The sequence below is a fragment of the Microcoleus sp. LEGE 07076 genome (genome assembly GCF_015207455.1).
Classification (GTDB): domain Bacteria; phylum Cyanobacteriota; class Cyanobacteriia; order Cyanobacteriales; family Microcoleaceae; genus Microcoleus.
In genome coordinates this window covers 1-16,071 of the sequence record NZ_JADEWV010000141.1, presented here as the reverse complement: position 1 = coordinate 16,071, position 16,071 = coordinate 1, and the positions used below count along the sequence as shown (strand labels likewise).

Here is a 16,071-nt window from a genome sequence, read left to right as displayed (position 1 = left end):
CCGCGTTCAAGCGCGACCTCACCGACTACAAGACCATCGCCGATTTCGCTGCGATGGTGCAGAGCCCCGAACGGCTGAAGCTGCTGCTGGTGCTGACCGTGGCCGACATCCGCGCCGTGGGCCCGGGGGTCTGGAACGGCTGGAAGGGCCAGCTGCTGCGCGAGCTGTACAGCGCCACCGAGGCCGTGTTCCGCGGCGGCCGGGGCTCGGACGCCGCCGCGGCGCTGCGCCGCTACCAGGAGAACGCCGCCTACGACGCCCGCGTGCGCCTGGCGAAGGCCGACGCCGGCGCCGAGCCCTGGGGCGACGCGATGGAGGACGCCTACTTCACGGCCTTCACCGACGACGAGGTGCTGACCCACGCCCGTCTGGCTCTGGCGGCCTCTAGCGGTCCCGGCAGCGCCGCCGAAGGGCGCGTGCGGCGCGACCTCAACGCCTCCGAAGTCGTCGTCGCCGCCGCCGACCGCCCGCGCCTGTTCGTGGACCTGGCCGAGGCCATCACCGGCGCCGGCGCCAATGTGGTGGGCGCACGGGTCTTCACCTCGCGCGGCGGTCAGGCGCTGGACGTGTTCTATGTGCAGGACGTGACGGGCGCGCCGTTCGGCGCCAACGACGACCGCGCCCTGGACCGGCTGGCCAAGGCCCTGGCCAGCGCCGCCCGCGGCGAGCCGGTGATCCGGGAGCGCCGCCGCCAGGATCTGGGCCGGGCCGCCGCCTTCGCCATCACCCCTGCGGTGATGCTGGACAACGAGGCCTCGGAAATGTCGACGGTGGTGGAAGCCTCGGGCCGCGACCGTCCCGGCCTGCTGGCGGGCCTGGCCCGCACCCTGTCGGACGCCGGCCTGTTGATCACCTCGGCCCACATCGACGGCTACGGCGAGCGCGCGGTCGACTGCTTCTACGTGGTCGACGCCGAGGGCCAGAAGGTCACCGACGCGCGCAAGGGCAACGCCCTCAAGGCCGCGCTGCTGGCCACCCTCAGCGACAGCGACGCCGATTCCACCGGCGGCCGGCGCGGCAACCTGCAGCGCGCCCGCGCCAGCGTGGCGCGCTAGCGGCGCTCGAGGTTCGCGCGGACCTTTTCCGTGTCGATCGCCGATCCGCCCGACGCGACCCGCGCCTGGAACTCCTGGGTGGAGTTCTCGCGAGGATAGGGGGTGGCGGGGACGTCGACGCCCAGGAAGGCGCACAGCGGCGCCCAGCCTTCCTTCACATCGAAGATCAGAAGGCGCTCGGGCGGGACCGAGGCGACGACGCGCTCGGTATGGCGTCGGAAGAAGTCGGTCATGAAGCCCCGGTCGTGCATGTCGCCGCCGTACCAGGCATAGATCTGATCGAAGAAGGCCCGCATCGGCGTGCCCTCGGGCGGGGCAGGGCGGTCCGGGTTGAAGATCGTGGCCTGGGTGGAGTCGAACCACTTGTCCGGGTCGCGGACGGTGTGCAGCACCTTGGCGTCGGGATAGTGCGCCGCCAGCTCCCGCCAGTAGGCGCAGCCCGGATGGTCGACCATGGCGTCATAGCCGCCGAAGATGGCGTCCCAGTCGGGCCTGCCGTTCCCCGCGTCGACGAAGAGCTGCACCTGGGCCGGGTTCATGAACACCTCGACCATGTGGTGGCAGGGCGCGAAGCCCAGCTGTTCCAGGGCCAGCTTGGTCGAGAGCGTGCCCGTCCGGCCCAGCCCTGATCCGATCACCTTCAACGCCATGCCGCTTCCCCCGCCCTTGTTGTTCTGAACCCTAGCGGTGGATCCCCAGCGCGGCCACGGTCTCTTCGCGCAGTCGCCGCCGCTGGATCTTGCCCATGGCGTTGCGCGGGATCGATTCCGTCCACGCGAAGCGGGGCGTCGGCATCGCCGGGCGGGCGGCGACATGCTCGGCCAGTCCCTGCCGATCGAGGCCGGAATCCGCCACGATAGCCAGCCAGCACGTGTCCATGCCCTGGGCGTCCGGCGCGGCATAGGCCGCCGCGTCGCGGACACCGGGGTAGGCCAGCGCCACCTCCTCCAGCAGGTCGGGCAGGAATTTCATGCCGCCCAGGTCCATCCGGTCGTCCATGCGGCCATCGACCATCAGCAGACCGTCGGCGGACAGACGGCCGACGTCGCCGGGATAGAACGCCCCGTCACGGAACGCGGCCGCGGTGGCCTTGGGGTCGTCGAGGTAGCCCACGGCCTCGCGGTCGCTGATGATCCGCACCTCGCCCTGCTGGCCTGGTGGCGCGGGTTGGCCTGCGTCGTCCACCACCTCCACCCGCACGCCGCGATAGCTCACAGCATCCACAGCATAGGCCAAATCGCCGTCACCGCTGACCAAAACCGCCGTGTCGTAAGACCCCACTAAAGCCATCATATCCACAGCAATTTCTACATCCAAATTGGCTTTTTTAGAACCATCTGGTAACTGTACCAAATCCTTAGAAATCACTCGGTAGCCGTTGCGGCGCATCCACAGCAAAAACCCTTGCTGTTTCTCGTTTGTGCGATCGACACCCGTGTAGAAAAAAGAGCGCAGCAGCCGCGAACCCGCAGTTAAACGGCACAGCAGTTTAGTGTAATCAATTTCAATTCCCAACTGCAAAGCCGCGTAAAAAAGGTTAGACCCGTCAATAAAAATGGCCACTCGACCCCGATTTTCTAGAACCTGTTCCGGCGTAAAAAGGTCGTTGCTTTCTATTCTATTCAACATGATTGTTATGCCTCAATTTTTATGAAAGATTGGTTAAGGAAAAAAGTGCTAATTCGTAATGTGTCACAGCACCCCCGAACCCTGGCTGCCAACTATGAAGGTACTGTTTCCAGCAGTTCTAGTCGTTTAAAAACAGGTTGCGCTTCCCCCAGAGTTTGGTTGGCCGGCAAAACGCCCCAGGCAGCATGAGCTGCAAAAGTCGCTAAACTGTTAACGGCAACCCGATCGTTAAAGTCGATCGAAAAACCGAGCTGCTGATAGATAGCGTTGCTGATATTCGGAATAATCGGCGATAAAAGGTAAGATGCCAGTCTAACAGATTCCAGAACAGAATATAGCACTTGCTCGACACTTTCGAGTTCTCCTTGCTTGTACAAACTCCAAGGTGCTTGCACGTCAATAAACTTGTTCCCGGCTCGAACTAATGCAAGCACAGCTTCGCAAGCCTTGCTAAAAGCCAATTCTTCGTAAAAACCTGCAACTCGATCGCCCAAATCTAGACTCATATCCTTAAGCAGGTTGTCGCTGGAAATGTTTTCCCCGGACACATTGGGCACGCAGCCACCGCAATATTTGCGAGCCATGTTTAACGTGCGGTTAAGCAAATTTCCCAAATCATTTGCTAGCTCAGCATTCAATGTATTGATAAACCGAGTTTCGTTAAAATCGCCGTCTTCTCCGAAGTCAATTTCTTTGAGGAAATAGTAACGCACTGCATCAGCGCCGTATTTATTGACCAATTCTACTGGGTTTAAAGTATTGCCCTCCGATTTACCCATTTTTTTGCCATCTTTGGTCAAAAAACCGTGAGCGAAAACGCGGCCCGGCACCGACAAACCGGCTGACATTAACATTGCCGGCCAGTAAACTGCGTGGAAGCGGAGAATATCTTTGCCGATCAAGTGCAGGTCGATCGGCCACCATTTAGATAAAGCATTCTCTAACATCGGGTCGCTGTCCGGATCTAGCAAGGCTGTGACGTATCCCAGCAAAGCGTCAAACCACACGTAAATGGTGTGACTCGAGTCAACCGGTATCGGCAGGCCCCATTCGAGATTCACTCTGGAAATCGAAAAGTCTTGCAGCCCGGAGTTGACAAAGCTGAGAACTTCGTTGCGCCGGCTTTCCGGCGCGATGAAGTCGGGACGTTCTGCGTACAATGCCAGCAGTTGGTGTTGATAGCGCGACAGGCGAAAAAAGTAGTTTTCTTCGTCGCGCCACTCAACTTCCTTGCTGGTGTGGACAGAGCACCGCTTTCCGGGCAATAAATCCCGTTCCTCTTTAAATTCTTCGCAGGAGACGCAGTACCAGCCTTGTTGCTGGTTCAAGTAGATGTCGCCGGAATTCCAGACGCGCTGGAAAAATTCTTTGACAATGTACTCGTGGCGGCGCGAAGTTGTGCGGATGAAGCGATCGTACTGGATAGAGAGTTGCTCCCACAGCGCCTCAAACGCCGGAACCACTGAATCGCAGTGAGCTTGGGGCGATCGTCCCAAACTGCTTGCCGTGCGCTGAATTTTCTGCCCGTGTTCGTCAGTCCCGGTAATCATCAACACAGATTTGCCCCGCAGCCGCTCAAATCTCGCTAGGGTATCGGCAGCCATAGTCGTGTAAGCGCTGCCAACGTGAGGTAAATCGTTTACATAATACAGAGGCGTTGTGATCGCAAAGGTATTCTTAGTTTTATCGGTCGATTTCATTAAACGTTAAAAGAAAATTACCTAAATTGCGTTTCGATCTTAACTCAGCATTTAAATCTTTTATGGACTGGCTATCAAGCTAAATTTGCTGCAAGTTATTTGCAGTTGTCTAACCAGGGCTATTTCCAAAAGAAATATAGCTTTCATATCAACACTAATCTTTTTTAGTTGTTTTTGACGAACTCTCTAAAATGTCTTAATATTTTGACATTTTGCTGGCTTGTGGCTAGGTATAATTGTCGATCGCCCATCTTCAATTCATTTCTGGCAGGCCCGATCGCCCCGCTTGCCATCTCCAAGCCGCGCCCGTGCGAAACGATCGAGAGATCGATCGCCCGCAACTCCTGCCTGTTTGCGATCGTGGAGGCTGAAACCGGGTTTTTGAGCCAAAAATCTCTCGTGAAGCGCGAGTGCTTTAGTTTTTTGCCCCTGCAAGAACCTGAAAGCCGAGATTTTTTGTCAATAAACCCTGGTTTCTTGATGTTGCCAGCGCCTCCGGGAAAGACAATAAAACCGCAAGCCGAGTGTAGCTTGGGGCGATCGAATTAGCGCGCATCTAACAAGCTATTAAGCTAGTCTGCATCTACTAAGTATCAAAACCTATTTTTTGAAGGAACTATGAGTGGGGATCGCAGGAGAACCAGCCCAAAAATTAAATTTAAATGCGGTCACAGCTTATCCTTGTGGAAAATTAACTCGATTTCCGCCAATAGCTTCCGACAAATAATCGGCAGCAGCTTCCACCACCGCGATCGCATTTTCGTAAACCATCCGCGTCGGTCCCAAAACCCCAACACTACCGACCGGCACCGATCCCCGGCGGTAAGTCGAAGAAATCAGAGTACAGCCACGAATTGGTTCTAAGGAATTTTCCGAGCCAATACGCACCGTTACCCGCTTCCCGGGCTTGTCCAACTCAGGCGATTCAAAAATCAAAGGCCAAAGCAGTTCCTGCTCTTGTTCGAGCAATTGCACCAGGGTTTGAACTTGCTGCAATTGGGAAAACTCAGGCAGGCGCAGCGCTTCTGCCAAACCGCCGATCAGAATCCGCGTGTAGGTGGGATTGCTTTGGCGACTGCTCAAAGCAGCGAGCACGGTTTCCATCCATTCAGCGTAGAGTTCAAAATCCCGGTCTAACTCGCTCCAGTCTACAGCCGAGAGTTCCGAGAGCGATCGTCCCCGCAGCTTGCTGTTCAAAAAATTCGACAAAATCTGCAATTGGCGATCGACAATTTCGGCATCCGGCAAGTTATCATCTGCGTGCTGTGGCAACTGCACCAACACCGAATGAGTTTCGTAAACATCCGTCACCACGATCAACATCACCTTTCCCGGCTCTAGCTGCACCAGTTGCAAGTGGCGCAAGCAAGCCGTATTGGTTTGGGGTATGGTGATCATGGCAATGTAACCGCTAATAGTTGCCAGGATTTGAGCAGCGCCGCGGAGTGCCGCATCCGTGCGACCGTCGGACCAGTTGAGCTGGTCTAGTACCTGTTCCACCTTGCGGGCTAGGGTATCAGACGGCTGAATCAACTGGTCTACATAAATTCTGTAGCCGGAGTCAGAGGGGACTCGTCCGGCGGAAGTGTGGGGCTGATAGAGCAGTCCAGCTTTTTCTAGAGTCCCCATAGCATTGCGAATTGTAGCTGGGCTGACGCTGAGGTTGAATTCGTCAGCCAAAGCTTTTGAGCCAACGGGTTCCGCTGTAGCTATGTAGTGGCGAACCGTTGCCCAAAGGATGTGTTGTTGCCGATCGGTGAGGTTAACGCGCACAGATATTTAAGTAGAATTAGAATTTAGAGTTGAAAGCCGCTATATTAATCGAAACGTCTGTCCCAACAGGGCGATCGGGCAGACTTATATATTTAACATAACAGATTTAGGCGAAGGAAGAAGGCAGTTGTTATTGGTTACTGGTTATTGGTTACTGGTTATTGGTTACTGGTTATTGGTTAGTTCTAATGCCCCATGCCCTGCGCGAGCCCATGCCCTGCGCGAGCCCATCCCTCCGCTTCGCTGGGCCCTGCGCGGGCCAATTCCCAATTCTCTTTAACCGTGTTCGTGAAGCATATTTTGCAGGTAACTAGCCACTGCATCCGGCTGTTCCACCATTGCCAAATGGCCACAATCAAGCTGAAGGACATTCTCGCCACAACCTTGGAACATCCAGTGAAAGCTAGCCAAATGCAGCACGTATTTTGGTTCCATAATTTTGTCTTTAGTGCCGGCAATAAAGTAAACAGGCTGCTTGAGCTGGGATACGATTTGCGGCAAGAGGTGAATTTCCGCTTCTGTGGTGGAGTCCAGCAAAGCCCCCAAAGCTGCGTCAGGATGAGCTGCCACGAAATCTATCAAGCGCTGCCGTCCCCAGGATGCGCCGATCGATCTTGCCACAGAATCCCGGGCAAACACGAAATCTGCCAAAGGCAAGCGACACAGCCAGCGGGGACGCATTTTCACTAGCTGCTTGCCGACAGATCGAAAACGCTCGAATTCTTCCTTTAGATAGATGCCGCCGCCTGCATTGATACAGACGACACCTTTAACGCGATCGGAAAATTGGCTGGCAGCCCAAAGAGCGATCGTACCGCCGAGAGAGTGTCCCACCAGCCAAGCATTAGAAATATCCAGTTTTTCGAGTAAAATTTCCAAATCGCGAGCGTAGGCCGAGGCCGTGTAGCAGGAATTGAGCGGTTCGGTTCGCCCGCTGCCGCCGTCGCATTGAGAATCGCCAAAGCCGCGCAAATCGTAAGTCAGGCACTGATAGTTTGGTGCCAAGCGATCGGTCAAAGGTTGCCAGTAGCGACGGCTTAACAGCCAGCCGTGGACAAATACCAGAACCGGAGAATTTGCAGTCGGAGCCGTCAAATCACAAGCGTGCCGAACCCCTAGGATGTCGATGGTTGCCATAGTTCTATCCTATCCTGAAAGCAACGCTCCCGAATAGACCGATCGCCAACTACCAACTGCCAACGGTCAACCACCCGCTGCCAACCGCCTAAAATCGCTCGCCCAACAATCTTTGCCGCACCCCCTCAGCGATTTTCTGCCCCAGATACTCAGGAATCAAACTTTCATTGGGCCCCAACAAGTAGAGAATTAGGCGAGTTCGCCCCCGCCAAACCAGCAAATTAGCATTTACCACCAACAAATCCTCTTGCCAGATGGCATACATAACTTTGTAAAAAAGTCCAGGCTGATTATCTGCTTCAATCAGCAAAGCTGGCAAGTGGAAAACCGGATCGACGTAAAATTCAGTTGCCACATCCTCCAAACCCGCGTCTAAATTAAATTCCACAGCCAACATTTCTTCAACCTCAAAATGCCCCGCCAAGGCCTCTCGAACTGCCCTGCAGACATTGTCTGCTGTTTTATCTGCCAGCACCTTGCCGCCGCGAGATACTACCAATTTGATAAATACCAACATCGGCGGGTAAATTTGACCGTACAGACTCAGACTGTGAATCGTCAGCCCATAGGCCGCCAACACTCCAAAAATATCACTCAGTAGAAAAGATTGGTTCCGGTAAGCAAAATGCAGGGCACTTTTATTACCTTCAGCTCTGATTTCGATGACTGCTTGCCGAGTTTTGTAAAGCTGATAAGCTAATTTGAGGTTTTGCAGTTGGATTTCGCTGCTGACAAATTGCTCGTAAAACTGCGGAAACGCTCGGTTAAAGCGCTTGAGAAGTTCTAGTGTAGATGGTTTTAAACCCGAAGCCATAATTGAGGGGAAGGTGCGGGAGATATACTAGGTATTTGCTCTCCCATGCCTTATGGCAATGGGATTTTCGATTTGACGATTCGACTCAAATGGCGATCTCGCCGACAGAACTCAAACCAGGGGTCAAATCAGTCTGGGAACGTATCACCAGAATGTCAGGGTTGTGCTATTCCAGTGGTATTTCCCGCCAAGTGTATAAGTGCCGCCGATAGCGCCGGAACTTAAAAGAAGCAATTTTCAAAATGCCTCTGTCGTGAGTCGGCAACAAATTTTACCTTAAGAGCGGATTGTCCGGGCACAGGCTTGCAGAACATTTTTACCAAACTTGACTAGAATCAAAAAAAGCTCAGACTCAATGTTAGACGACAAATCGCTGCTTTCGGCGTAAGATGAGTTTACCGTAAACTGTTGCTCAAAAGGCTACCCGTAATTTATCCCACGCCACTCGGAGTGGGTTTGTCTATCGGGTTTTCTTTCACGCAGTCCAACTTCTACTACCTCAACCGCGCCTGCATGGGTTTTTGGAAAAACTTATTTAGTAGTCCTGAGTCTGCCTCTGTACCCCAAACAGCGGAATTTGAGGAAGATCTGGCCGTCGGGTTAGGCGATCCGCTTTCCCCAACATTTCGCAAACCCGCCAGCGGCAACGCTCGCATCTTTTTTAGTTGCGATCGGGACATCGATCTCTACGAACTCGAAGAACTTTGCAATGCAGTGGGTTGGTCCCGCCGTCCCCTGCGTAAAGTCAAAAAAGCTATTGTACACAGCTTCTTAGTCGTCTCTATGTGGGAGATGCGGGGCAGCCAGCGACGGCTGGTGGGTTTCGCCAGAGCGACTTCAGACCATGCTTTTAATGCCACGCTTTGGGATGTGGTAGTTCATCCTGACTACCAGGGTAAAGGCATGGGCAAGGCGCTGATGAAATACATCATTAAAAAACTCCGCAGTGAAGATATCAGCAACATTACCTTATTTGCTGACCCTCAAGTGGTGGATTTTTACCGAAATTTGGGCTTTATGTCCGATCCTGAGGGGATTAAAGGTATGTTTTGGTATCCAGATTAGCGAGGCAGGTGCAGGTCGGCGTTGATTTGTTGAGATTATTCAAGATCGACGCTGCTAACATCTCCTCGCCCTCTGCGCTGCAGTAAGCGATCGACAGGGTGTATCCCCACCGTTGGGGTGGAGATCGATCGGCCAGCATTGTGAAACCGCAAAACCTGAAGACAACTTCGGGGCAGCACCCAAGGCTAAAATAAAAAAAAGCTTGACAAGCTGGAGGTTTTGTGTATTAATAGTTAGTTGATAGCTAACTATCACAACGGGATGTAGCGCAGCTTGGTAGCGCGCCTGCTTTGGGAGCAGGATGTCGCAGGTTCAAATCCTGTCATCCCGATCGCACAATGTTAAATAATAGATCAAAGCAGAAACAGTCTCTGATGTTTACACTTGGTCAAAATGTAAACAAATTGAGGCAGTTTTTGCCGATCGTGTGAAGGCGTCAGTCTTTGCGTTAATGTGTTTCAGGATCGGTTCTGGTGAAAAAACATGAAATCATTAGTTCGTTTCGGCGCAATATTGGGAATTGTCGGCTGTGCTGTGCTCGGGCCTCAGCCAATTGGCAAGATGTCTGCACTGGCAATTCCTGAGCCACAAATTTTGGAAAAATTGCGATCGGTGCCGGTATTTACGATTACAGACGCCAGTGGTGCACCCCTGATCGCTTCTGTTCCCAAGCAGGGTCAGGGTCAAACTGGCAATGCTTCCGTGGCCGGAATTTTTATCAGCCAGAAAGATGCTCAAGCCTTTGTCGAGCAACTGAAAACCAGAAATCCTCAGTTGGCGGCATCGGTGCGCGTGATGCCGGTGTCCCTGGGGGAAATTTATCAGCTCACTCAAGCCAATAAAGGCAAGCCGGATGAGGTGCAGTTTGCTTTTGTTCCGGCTCCGCAGCAGGTGCAGTCGGCTAAAACTGTACTTCAGCAGACTGGGCAACAAGTTAACGAGTTTAACGGTGTACCTCTGTTTTTGGCTAGAGGGGGCGCGGAAAATGGTTATTTGACAATTCAGCGGGGCCAGCAAGAGGTGATTCCCTTGTTTTTTAATAAGGAAGAATTGCTGGGAATGGTGGAGCGTTTTAAGCAGCAGCAGCCCAATGTAACGGCCTCGATTAAGATTGAGGTTGTTAACTTGGAGAGCGTTTTGGAAGCTTTGCGTACTGAAAACGACCAGTTTTTGACCCAAATGATTTTGGTTCCGTCGCGGGAGTCGCTGGAATTTGTGCGATCGCTCCAACCCGCCGGTGCCGGTCAAAATCCACAGGTGGCTCCTGCTCGATCGGCTCCCGCTCCGAGTCAACCTCGACCGGCTCGCTAACTGTTAGTCATTAGTCAGTAGTCATTAGTCAGTAGTCATTAGTTACAGACAGGAACCCAAAAAGTCGTTTCATGCACTACTTATAATAGCGGTAACGTGCGGTGCGGCTCGAACCCTATATAATTAGGTTTTGCATTCAGGACTGAGTTAGTAGGTTGGACTGCTCGACTCAACCTACTATTTACCAATGACTCCAAATGACTAATGACCAATGACTAATAACAAATAACAAATAACCAATAACAAATAACAAATAACCAATAACAAATAACCAATAACCAATAACTAAAAAGTCCTATGTTTGTTTCCGGTTTAGAGTTGGGGCTGTGGGTGAATCAAGCTAAGACTGAGGCGAGATCCTGTGACATTCCCCATTCAGAACTCGACTGGCTGCTGCGAGAGCTGGCGGGTTTGGATAAATTGGCTCTGCGTTTGGAGTCGTTTAAACAGTTGCCAAAAATTGAATTAAAGTTGTCATTGTCCGAACTCGATCGATTGTGGCAGCGCCGCTTGCAGGAACAGGTTCCTGTGCAGTATTTAGCGGGAGTTGCATATTGGCGCAATTTTTCACTGAAAGTAACGCCGGCGGTGCTAATTCCTCGTCCTGAAACCGAATTGCTGATCGATTTGGCTGTGGATGCTGTGAAAAGTTGTTCAATCAATCTCACATCTTGCACCATTGTCAAGAACGGGCAAGATGCCCGTTCCACAACAGATGAATTTTCTTGTGGAACAGGCATATTGCCTGTTCCTAAACAAGTAATTGATAATGGTGCAACATCTCAGAACAATCCAAAATCGCATTGGGTGGATTTGGGAACGGGTAGCGGCGCGATCGCGATCGGTCTAGCTTCGGAATTGACAAATGCTACAGTTTATGCAGTAGATTGCAGTTCGGCAGCTTTGGCTGTGGCTCGACAAAATGCTGAAAATTTGGGCTTTACGGAGAGAGTGAATTTTTATCAAGGTTCGTGGTGGGAACCGCTAACATTTCTCAAAGGTCGCGTTAGCGGCATGGTGTCTAACCCGCCTTACATTCCGAGCAGCACCGTGCTGACTCTACAACCGGAAGTTTTGAAGCACGAACCTCATCTGGCCTTAGACGGCGGTTTTGACGGGTTAGAGTGCATCCGGCATTTGGTAAACACGGCTCCCGATTATTTAGAATCGGGGGGAGTTTGGTTGGTGGAGATGATGGCCGGACAGGCTGAGGTTGTGGCGGATCTGCTCGAAAGTCACGGGAGTTATTATGATGTTCAAATATTTGGGGATTTAGCAGGAGTCGATCGCTTTGCTTTAGCCTATCGTCTTTAGATTGCCCAAATATGCTGTAATTTTAAAACAGACAAGATTCGATTTATACACTTTCCTCTCTTGAAATTATCTGCGTTAATCTGTGTCTATCTGCCTGACATCTGCAGTTGACCGGCTCGCATCAAAAATTTATGCAAAATCTAAAATCTAAAATCTAAAATCTAAAATCGAATCATGGCTCAAGTTTCGATCGACTCCTTGATTCAAGGAGCAATTTCAGGAGATTGTATTGTCAGCTTTCCCACCGATACTGTACCCGCTTTGGCTGCGCGGCCCGATCGCTCTTCCCTGATTTTTGCAGCTAAGCGGCGAAACCAAGACAAACCGCTAATTTTAATGGCAGCATCAGCTCAATCGCTGTGGCCTTACGTGCAGGGGAGTCCAGCAGAGTTAAATGTGTGGGAGCAAGTGGCAGCATCTTTTTGGCCGGGGGCGTTGACTTTGGTGCTCCCAGCTTCGGAAAAAGTGCCTGCCGCCATGAACCCGATCGACCCGAGTACAATAGGGCTACGAGTGCCTAACTTTCCCTTAGCCCTCCAGATTCTAGAGCGGACAGGGCCTTTGGCTACTACCAGTGCCAATTTATCGGGCCAGCCACCTCTGGAGTCGATCGCACAAATAGAGGCTCAATTTCCCCAAGCGCTGACATTGCAGGCTTCGGAATTAGCAACAGCAGCAACAGCTTCGAGTTTGCCTTCTACTGTCGCTAAATGGAACGGCACCGATTGGGAAATCTTGCGACAAGGCGCGGTAAAGTTAGAATGCTAAGAGCTAACTCCAAGGCAAGACAATATGGCGCTGATGGGCTGGAGCGACTTGATATATGTAGGGATGGGGCTAGGACTGGGTTTGGGAAGTAGTTCGCTGTGGCGCCGAAGGCAAAAAAGCGCGCCGCCGCCGGTAGCTGCGCCCCATGAGCCAACTCCTCAAGAAATTCAGTTAGAGGAGTTTGATGCCCTTTGCGAGCAACTTAAGCAAACTCAATTGGCTTATCAGATGGCATCGGAGATGAGTCAATTTAAAGGGGGGTTTTTGGCTCGAACTTCTCACGAGTTGCGATCGCCCCTGAGCACCATGATTGGTACGCTGCAATTAATTCTCTCGGATTTGTGCGACGATCCTGCTGAGGAACGAGAGTTTGTCGAACAAGCTCACGTTGCAGCACTGAATCTGGTGAAATTGATAGATGAAATTATCTCTGTTGCCAAAACTGAACACGGCACTGACAAGATGGACATTGAGCCGATTCAGTTAGCTAAGGTTTTTGACGAAGTTGATGATTTAACTTATTTGCAAGCTGCTAATCGTAGCATTCGTTTGGAAATAGTGCCGCCAGACCAGGGGATTTATGTATTGGCAGATTTGCCAAGGTTTAGGCAAGTTTTAGTCAATTTGATAGATACTGCTATTGCTCAGATGGAGGAGGGGAGCATTTGTGTTTCTGCACATTGTTCCCCGGAATCTGGATGCGTACACATTTGGGTGGACGATCAGCGTTCAGTTAGTGCTTGGAGCGAGTCTTGGGATTTGCTGAAGCACGATTTGGAGTCGGATGCTACTAAGAGCAGCAATAATTCTAAGGTGTCTTCAGGCATGAAGTTATTGATGAATCAGACTCTGCTAACTTTGATGAATGGAAAGTTGGAGGTTCTAGCTGTGCCTTCTGAGTCTGAAGAGTCCAATTTTAACCGGACTCAGTGTTCTATTCCTTTGGCAAGGTTGTGAAGAAAGAAGAAGTCATTAGTCATTAGTCATTAGTCATTAGTTATTAGTTATTAGTCAGTAGTGATTAATTATTAATCAGTAGTCAGTAAGCTGTTGCGGCATTTGCTCGTTACCAGGCTCTGCCTGGTAATGCAGATAGGCGAGGCTCTGCCTCCTCTTGCTCCTTCGATCTTGCAACTTACAGGAGAGAGGACTGTAGGAGGTGTTTAAGTTATTAAGTTTTCGATCCTAAATTATTTGTAAATAGCATGATGTGCATTGCACGCCATACTATTTAGAGATTTTGGTGCAAGTTTTGTGCTTGTTTAACAATTGGCAGTTAGCAATTCGCCCTTGCTAATTTCTAATTCGACGCTCTCGTCGAGAAGCTGATTTTCAAGTACCATTGTGGTGCTGGCGTTGCGCTGAAAACCGATGCGCTCGTAGAAGCTTTGTTTGTAAGTTGTCATCAGGTAAACTCGCTCTACTCGGCACATCCGAGGGTGACTCAAGACGGTTTGGACTAATTTGCGGCCGAGTCCTGCACCTTGGTAATCTGGGTGAATGGCGACATCCCAGATGGTGGCTCGATAGATGCCGTCTGATGTGGCCCTGGCAAAGCCGATCGCCCGCGAGTCTTCCCAAACTGTAACCACTGGTTCGCTGTTGGCGATCGCAATTGCCCAATCTTCTATCTTGCGTTCCCTCGCCCAAAAAGCGGCGGCTTTAAACAGTTCTTGGATCTTTACGATGTCGGCGCGATCGCGATCTATGCAAAATTGAATCTGACTAAAATCCCTACTCGTTGATGTCATGCTCAATGTCCCTTACAAGTTTTATCTAAACTCTGTTACTTTTAGTGTCTTATACCAATTTAATGGGTGATTGCACATATTCCGAACCCCCTCGCATCCTCCGTCGGAAGGGAGGACGAAAGAGTAGACTCTTGTCCCTTCATACGAGGGCGCCGGGGGGAGCGGAATTTTATGCAGCTTCATAAAAAAGAGACTGTTGGCGAATTCATAGGGGGGGTAAAACCCCTCATCTGTGTAATTCACTAAGCTGTTGCGGCATTTCAATTTTATGTAAAAAACAATAACTATTGTGGGGTGTCCCGCCCGCCCTGAATATGCAATTTAAATGTGCCACAGCTTTTTTGCGTTCGCCATTAGTAGTTAACAGCTATACGCTCAATTAGACATTGAGTCTAGAATCACCATTTTTAGGAGGTGATGGGTGAAACCCATTGTTGATTTACCAGTTGATTTACCAACAGTCTCAAATAATTGGTATTACACTGCCTTGTTGATTTTGCTGGGGAACGATCGATGATTGAATTCCCGATTTACAAAACTATTGTTATTCACACATATTCTCTAACTAATTTCGGTGATTATTAATACTATTTGTGTAAAATTTGTGAAAAAGTCTTTGACTCAAAATTTTCAAGCTCCGACGGCGGTTGAAACCGCTTCTCGACAAGCAAAGTCAACTCGCCTGCATATCCACGCCAGAAGATCGGGTAATTTGTACCTCCTTGTCTTCAACCCGCTTTCCTAGAGTGGAGGGCAAGTATAAACCTGGTTTCAACCGCCCGGTATTCGGATCTCAAACTGCGACATCACGAGCCGCTCAGTTTTGCAGCCAGCGCGCCGCATCTTTGGCGTGATAAGTCAAAATCAAATCAGTACCAGCACGCTTGAATCCTGTCAAGGTTTCCATCACCACTCTTTCTTCATCTATCCAACCGTTGAGGGCGGCGGCTTTCACCATCGCGTATTCTCCAGAGACGTTGTAAGCAGCAACTGGCAGGTTAGTTGCTTCCTTGACGCGCCAGATGATGTCCATATATGCTAAAGCCGGTTTAACCATCAGCATATCCGCACCTTCGGCAATGTCGAGAGCAATTTCTTTGAGAGCTTCGCGACCGTTTCCCGGATCCATTTGGTAGGTGCGCCGATCGCCAAATTGCGGAGCAGAATCAGCCGCATCCCGGAACGGGCCATAATAAGCTGAGGCATATTTTGCCGCGTAAGACATGATAGGAATATCTTCAAATCCGGCACTGTCCAATCCTTCGCGAATTGCTCCAACAAAACCGTCCATCATTCCCGAAGGTGCAATAATATCTGCACCGGCTCTAGCTTGAGCAACGGCGGTTTTTTTCAGCAATTCTAGTGTCGGATCGTTCAAAACGCGGCCGCTTAAATCTCCGACTTCCAAATAGCCACAGTGACCGTGACTGGTATATTCGCACAGACAAGTATCGACCATGACGATTAAATCCGGTACAGCTTTTTTAACTGCTTCCGTCGCTTTTTGGACGATACCGCAGTCGTGCCAAGCACCTGTGGCCTCTGTGTCTTTATCTGCTGGAATCCCGAATAAAATAATCGCGGGAATGCCGAGGTCGTAAACTTCTTTTGCTTCTTCTACGATTTTGTCTACCGATAGCTGGTAAACTCCGGGCATTGATGTAACTTCTTTGGCAACGGCTTCCCCCGGTACGGCAAATAGAGGGTAAATTAAATCGCTGGTTGTCAAGATATTTTCGCGTACCATCCGGCGG

At 51.2% G+C, this 16,071-nt stretch carries 14 protein-coding genes, 1 tRNA gene and 1 pseudogene; 8 read left to right on the top strand and 8 right to left on the bottom strand.

The genetic code is table 11. From position 1 onward, the window contains the following. On the top strand, nucleotides 1-1,055 hold a 1,055-nt coding region (locus IQ270_RS20850), incomplete at its 5' end, for a hypothetical protein (protein ID WP_228056553.1). Here IQ270_RS20850 and IQ270_RS20845 read toward each other — a convergent pair. From IQ270_RS20845 to metG, 3 genes and pseudogenes are all read right to left on the bottom strand, one after another. Continuing rightward, nucleotides 1,052-1,705: a sulfotransferase family protein gene (locus IQ270_RS20845; protein ID WP_193975123.1), complete on the bottom strand. Its 654-nt coding sequence runs from the start codon at nucleotides 1,703-1,705 to the stop codon at nucleotides 1,052-1,054. The genes IQ270_RS20850 and IQ270_RS20845 overlap by 4 nt on opposite strands. 532 nt (nucleotides 1,706-2,237) lie before the next feature. Further along, nucleotides 2,238-2,684: pseudogene (locus tag IQ270_RS32385) on the bottom strand (NYN domain-containing protein); the annotation flags it as partial. A gap of 92 nt (nucleotides 2,685-2,776) precedes the next feature. Next, on the bottom strand, nucleotides 2,777-4,384 hold the full coding sequence (gene metG, locus IQ270_RS20835) for a methionine--tRNA ligase (protein ID WP_193975121.1): 1,608 nt from the start codon (nucleotides 4,382-4,384) through the stop codon (nucleotides 2,777-2,779). Between the two features lie 222 nt (nucleotides 4,385-4,606). On the opposite strand from metG, the gene IQ270_RS20830 reads away from it, so the two are divergent. Further along, nucleotides 4,607-4,933 (top strand): hypothetical protein, encoded by a 327-nt coding sequence (locus IQ270_RS20830; RefSeq protein ID WP_193975120.1) that lies wholly within the window; start codon nucleotides 4,607-4,609, stop codon nucleotides 4,931-4,933. Between the two features lie 126 nt (nucleotides 4,934-5,059). On the opposite strand, the gene hrcA is transcribed toward IQ270_RS20830, so the two are convergent. The 3 genes from hrcA to IQ270_RS20815 form a co-directional block, all read right to left on the bottom strand. Beyond that, the gene (gene hrcA, locus IQ270_RS20825; protein WP_193975119.1) at nucleotides 5,060-6,157 is read right to left on the bottom strand and encodes a heat-inducible transcriptional repressor HrcA; all 1,098 of its coding nucleotides are present in this window, start codon (nucleotides 6,155-6,157) and stop codon (nucleotides 5,060-5,062) included. Between the two features lie 276 nt (nucleotides 6,158-6,433). Further along, the gene (locus tag IQ270_RS20820; RefSeq protein WP_193975118.1) at nucleotides 6,434-7,294 is read right to left on the bottom strand and encodes an alpha/beta fold hydrolase; all 861 of its coding nucleotides are present in this window, start codon (nucleotides 7,292-7,294) and stop codon (nucleotides 6,434-6,436) included. A gap of 88 nt (nucleotides 7,295-7,382) precedes the next feature. Continuing rightward, on the bottom strand, nucleotides 7,383-8,108 hold the full coding sequence (locus tag IQ270_RS20815; protein WP_193975117.1) for a hypothetical protein: 726 nt from the start codon (nucleotides 8,106-8,108) through the stop codon (nucleotides 7,383-7,385). A 513-nt stretch (nucleotides 8,109-8,621) separates the two neighbouring features. Between IQ270_RS20815 and IQ270_RS20810 the strand changes: the two genes are divergently transcribed. From IQ270_RS20810 to IQ270_RS20785, 6 genes are all read left to right on the top strand, one after another. Next, nucleotides 8,622-9,173: a GNAT family N-acetyltransferase gene (locus tag IQ270_RS20810; protein ID WP_193975126.1), complete on the top strand. Its 552-nt coding sequence runs from the start codon at nucleotides 8,622-8,624 to the stop codon at nucleotides 9,171-9,173. 257 nt (nucleotides 9,174-9,430) lie between these two features. Continuing rightward, a tRNA-Pro gene (locus IQ270_RS20805) sits at nucleotides 9,431-9,504 on the top strand. A gap of 152 nt (nucleotides 9,505-9,656) precedes the next feature. Further along, nucleotides 9,657-10,484, top strand: a complete 828-nt coding sequence (locus IQ270_RS20800) for a Tic22 family protein (protein ID WP_193975116.1) — start codon at nucleotides 9,657-9,659, stop codon at nucleotides 10,482-10,484. Nucleotides 10,485-10,781: 297 nt separating this feature from the next. Further along, on the top strand, nucleotides 10,782-11,798 hold the full coding sequence (locus IQ270_RS20795) for a HemK/PrmC family methyltransferase (protein WP_193975115.1): 1,017 nt from the start codon (nucleotides 10,782-10,784) through the stop codon (nucleotides 11,796-11,798). Nucleotides 11,799-11,972: 174 nt separating this feature from the next. Then, complete coding sequence (locus IQ270_RS20790) at nucleotides 11,973-12,566, top strand: L-threonylcarbamoyladenylate synthase (protein ID WP_193975114.1); 594 nt, start codon at nucleotides 11,973-11,975, stop codon at nucleotides 12,564-12,566. A 33-nt stretch (nucleotides 12,567-12,599) separates the two neighbouring features. After that, nucleotides 12,600-13,523, top strand: a complete 924-nt coding sequence (locus tag IQ270_RS20785; RefSeq protein ID WP_193975125.1) for a sensor histidine kinase KdpD — start codon at nucleotides 12,600-12,602, stop codon at nucleotides 13,521-13,523. A gap of 305 nt (nucleotides 13,524-13,828) precedes the next feature. Here IQ270_RS20785 and IQ270_RS20780 read toward each other — a convergent pair whose 3' ends face one another. Both IQ270_RS20780 and hemB read right to left on the bottom strand, forming a co-directional pair. After that, nucleotides 13,829-14,317, bottom strand: a complete 489-nt coding sequence (locus IQ270_RS20780; protein ID WP_193975113.1) for a GNAT family N-acetyltransferase — start codon at nucleotides 14,315-14,317, stop codon at nucleotides 13,829-13,831. An 817-nt stretch (nucleotides 14,318-15,134) separates the two neighbouring features. After that, nucleotides 15,135-16,071, bottom strand: a 937-nt coding sequence (gene hemB, locus IQ270_RS20775) for a porphobilinogen synthase (protein WP_228056552.1), incomplete at its 5' end; no start/stop codon positions are given.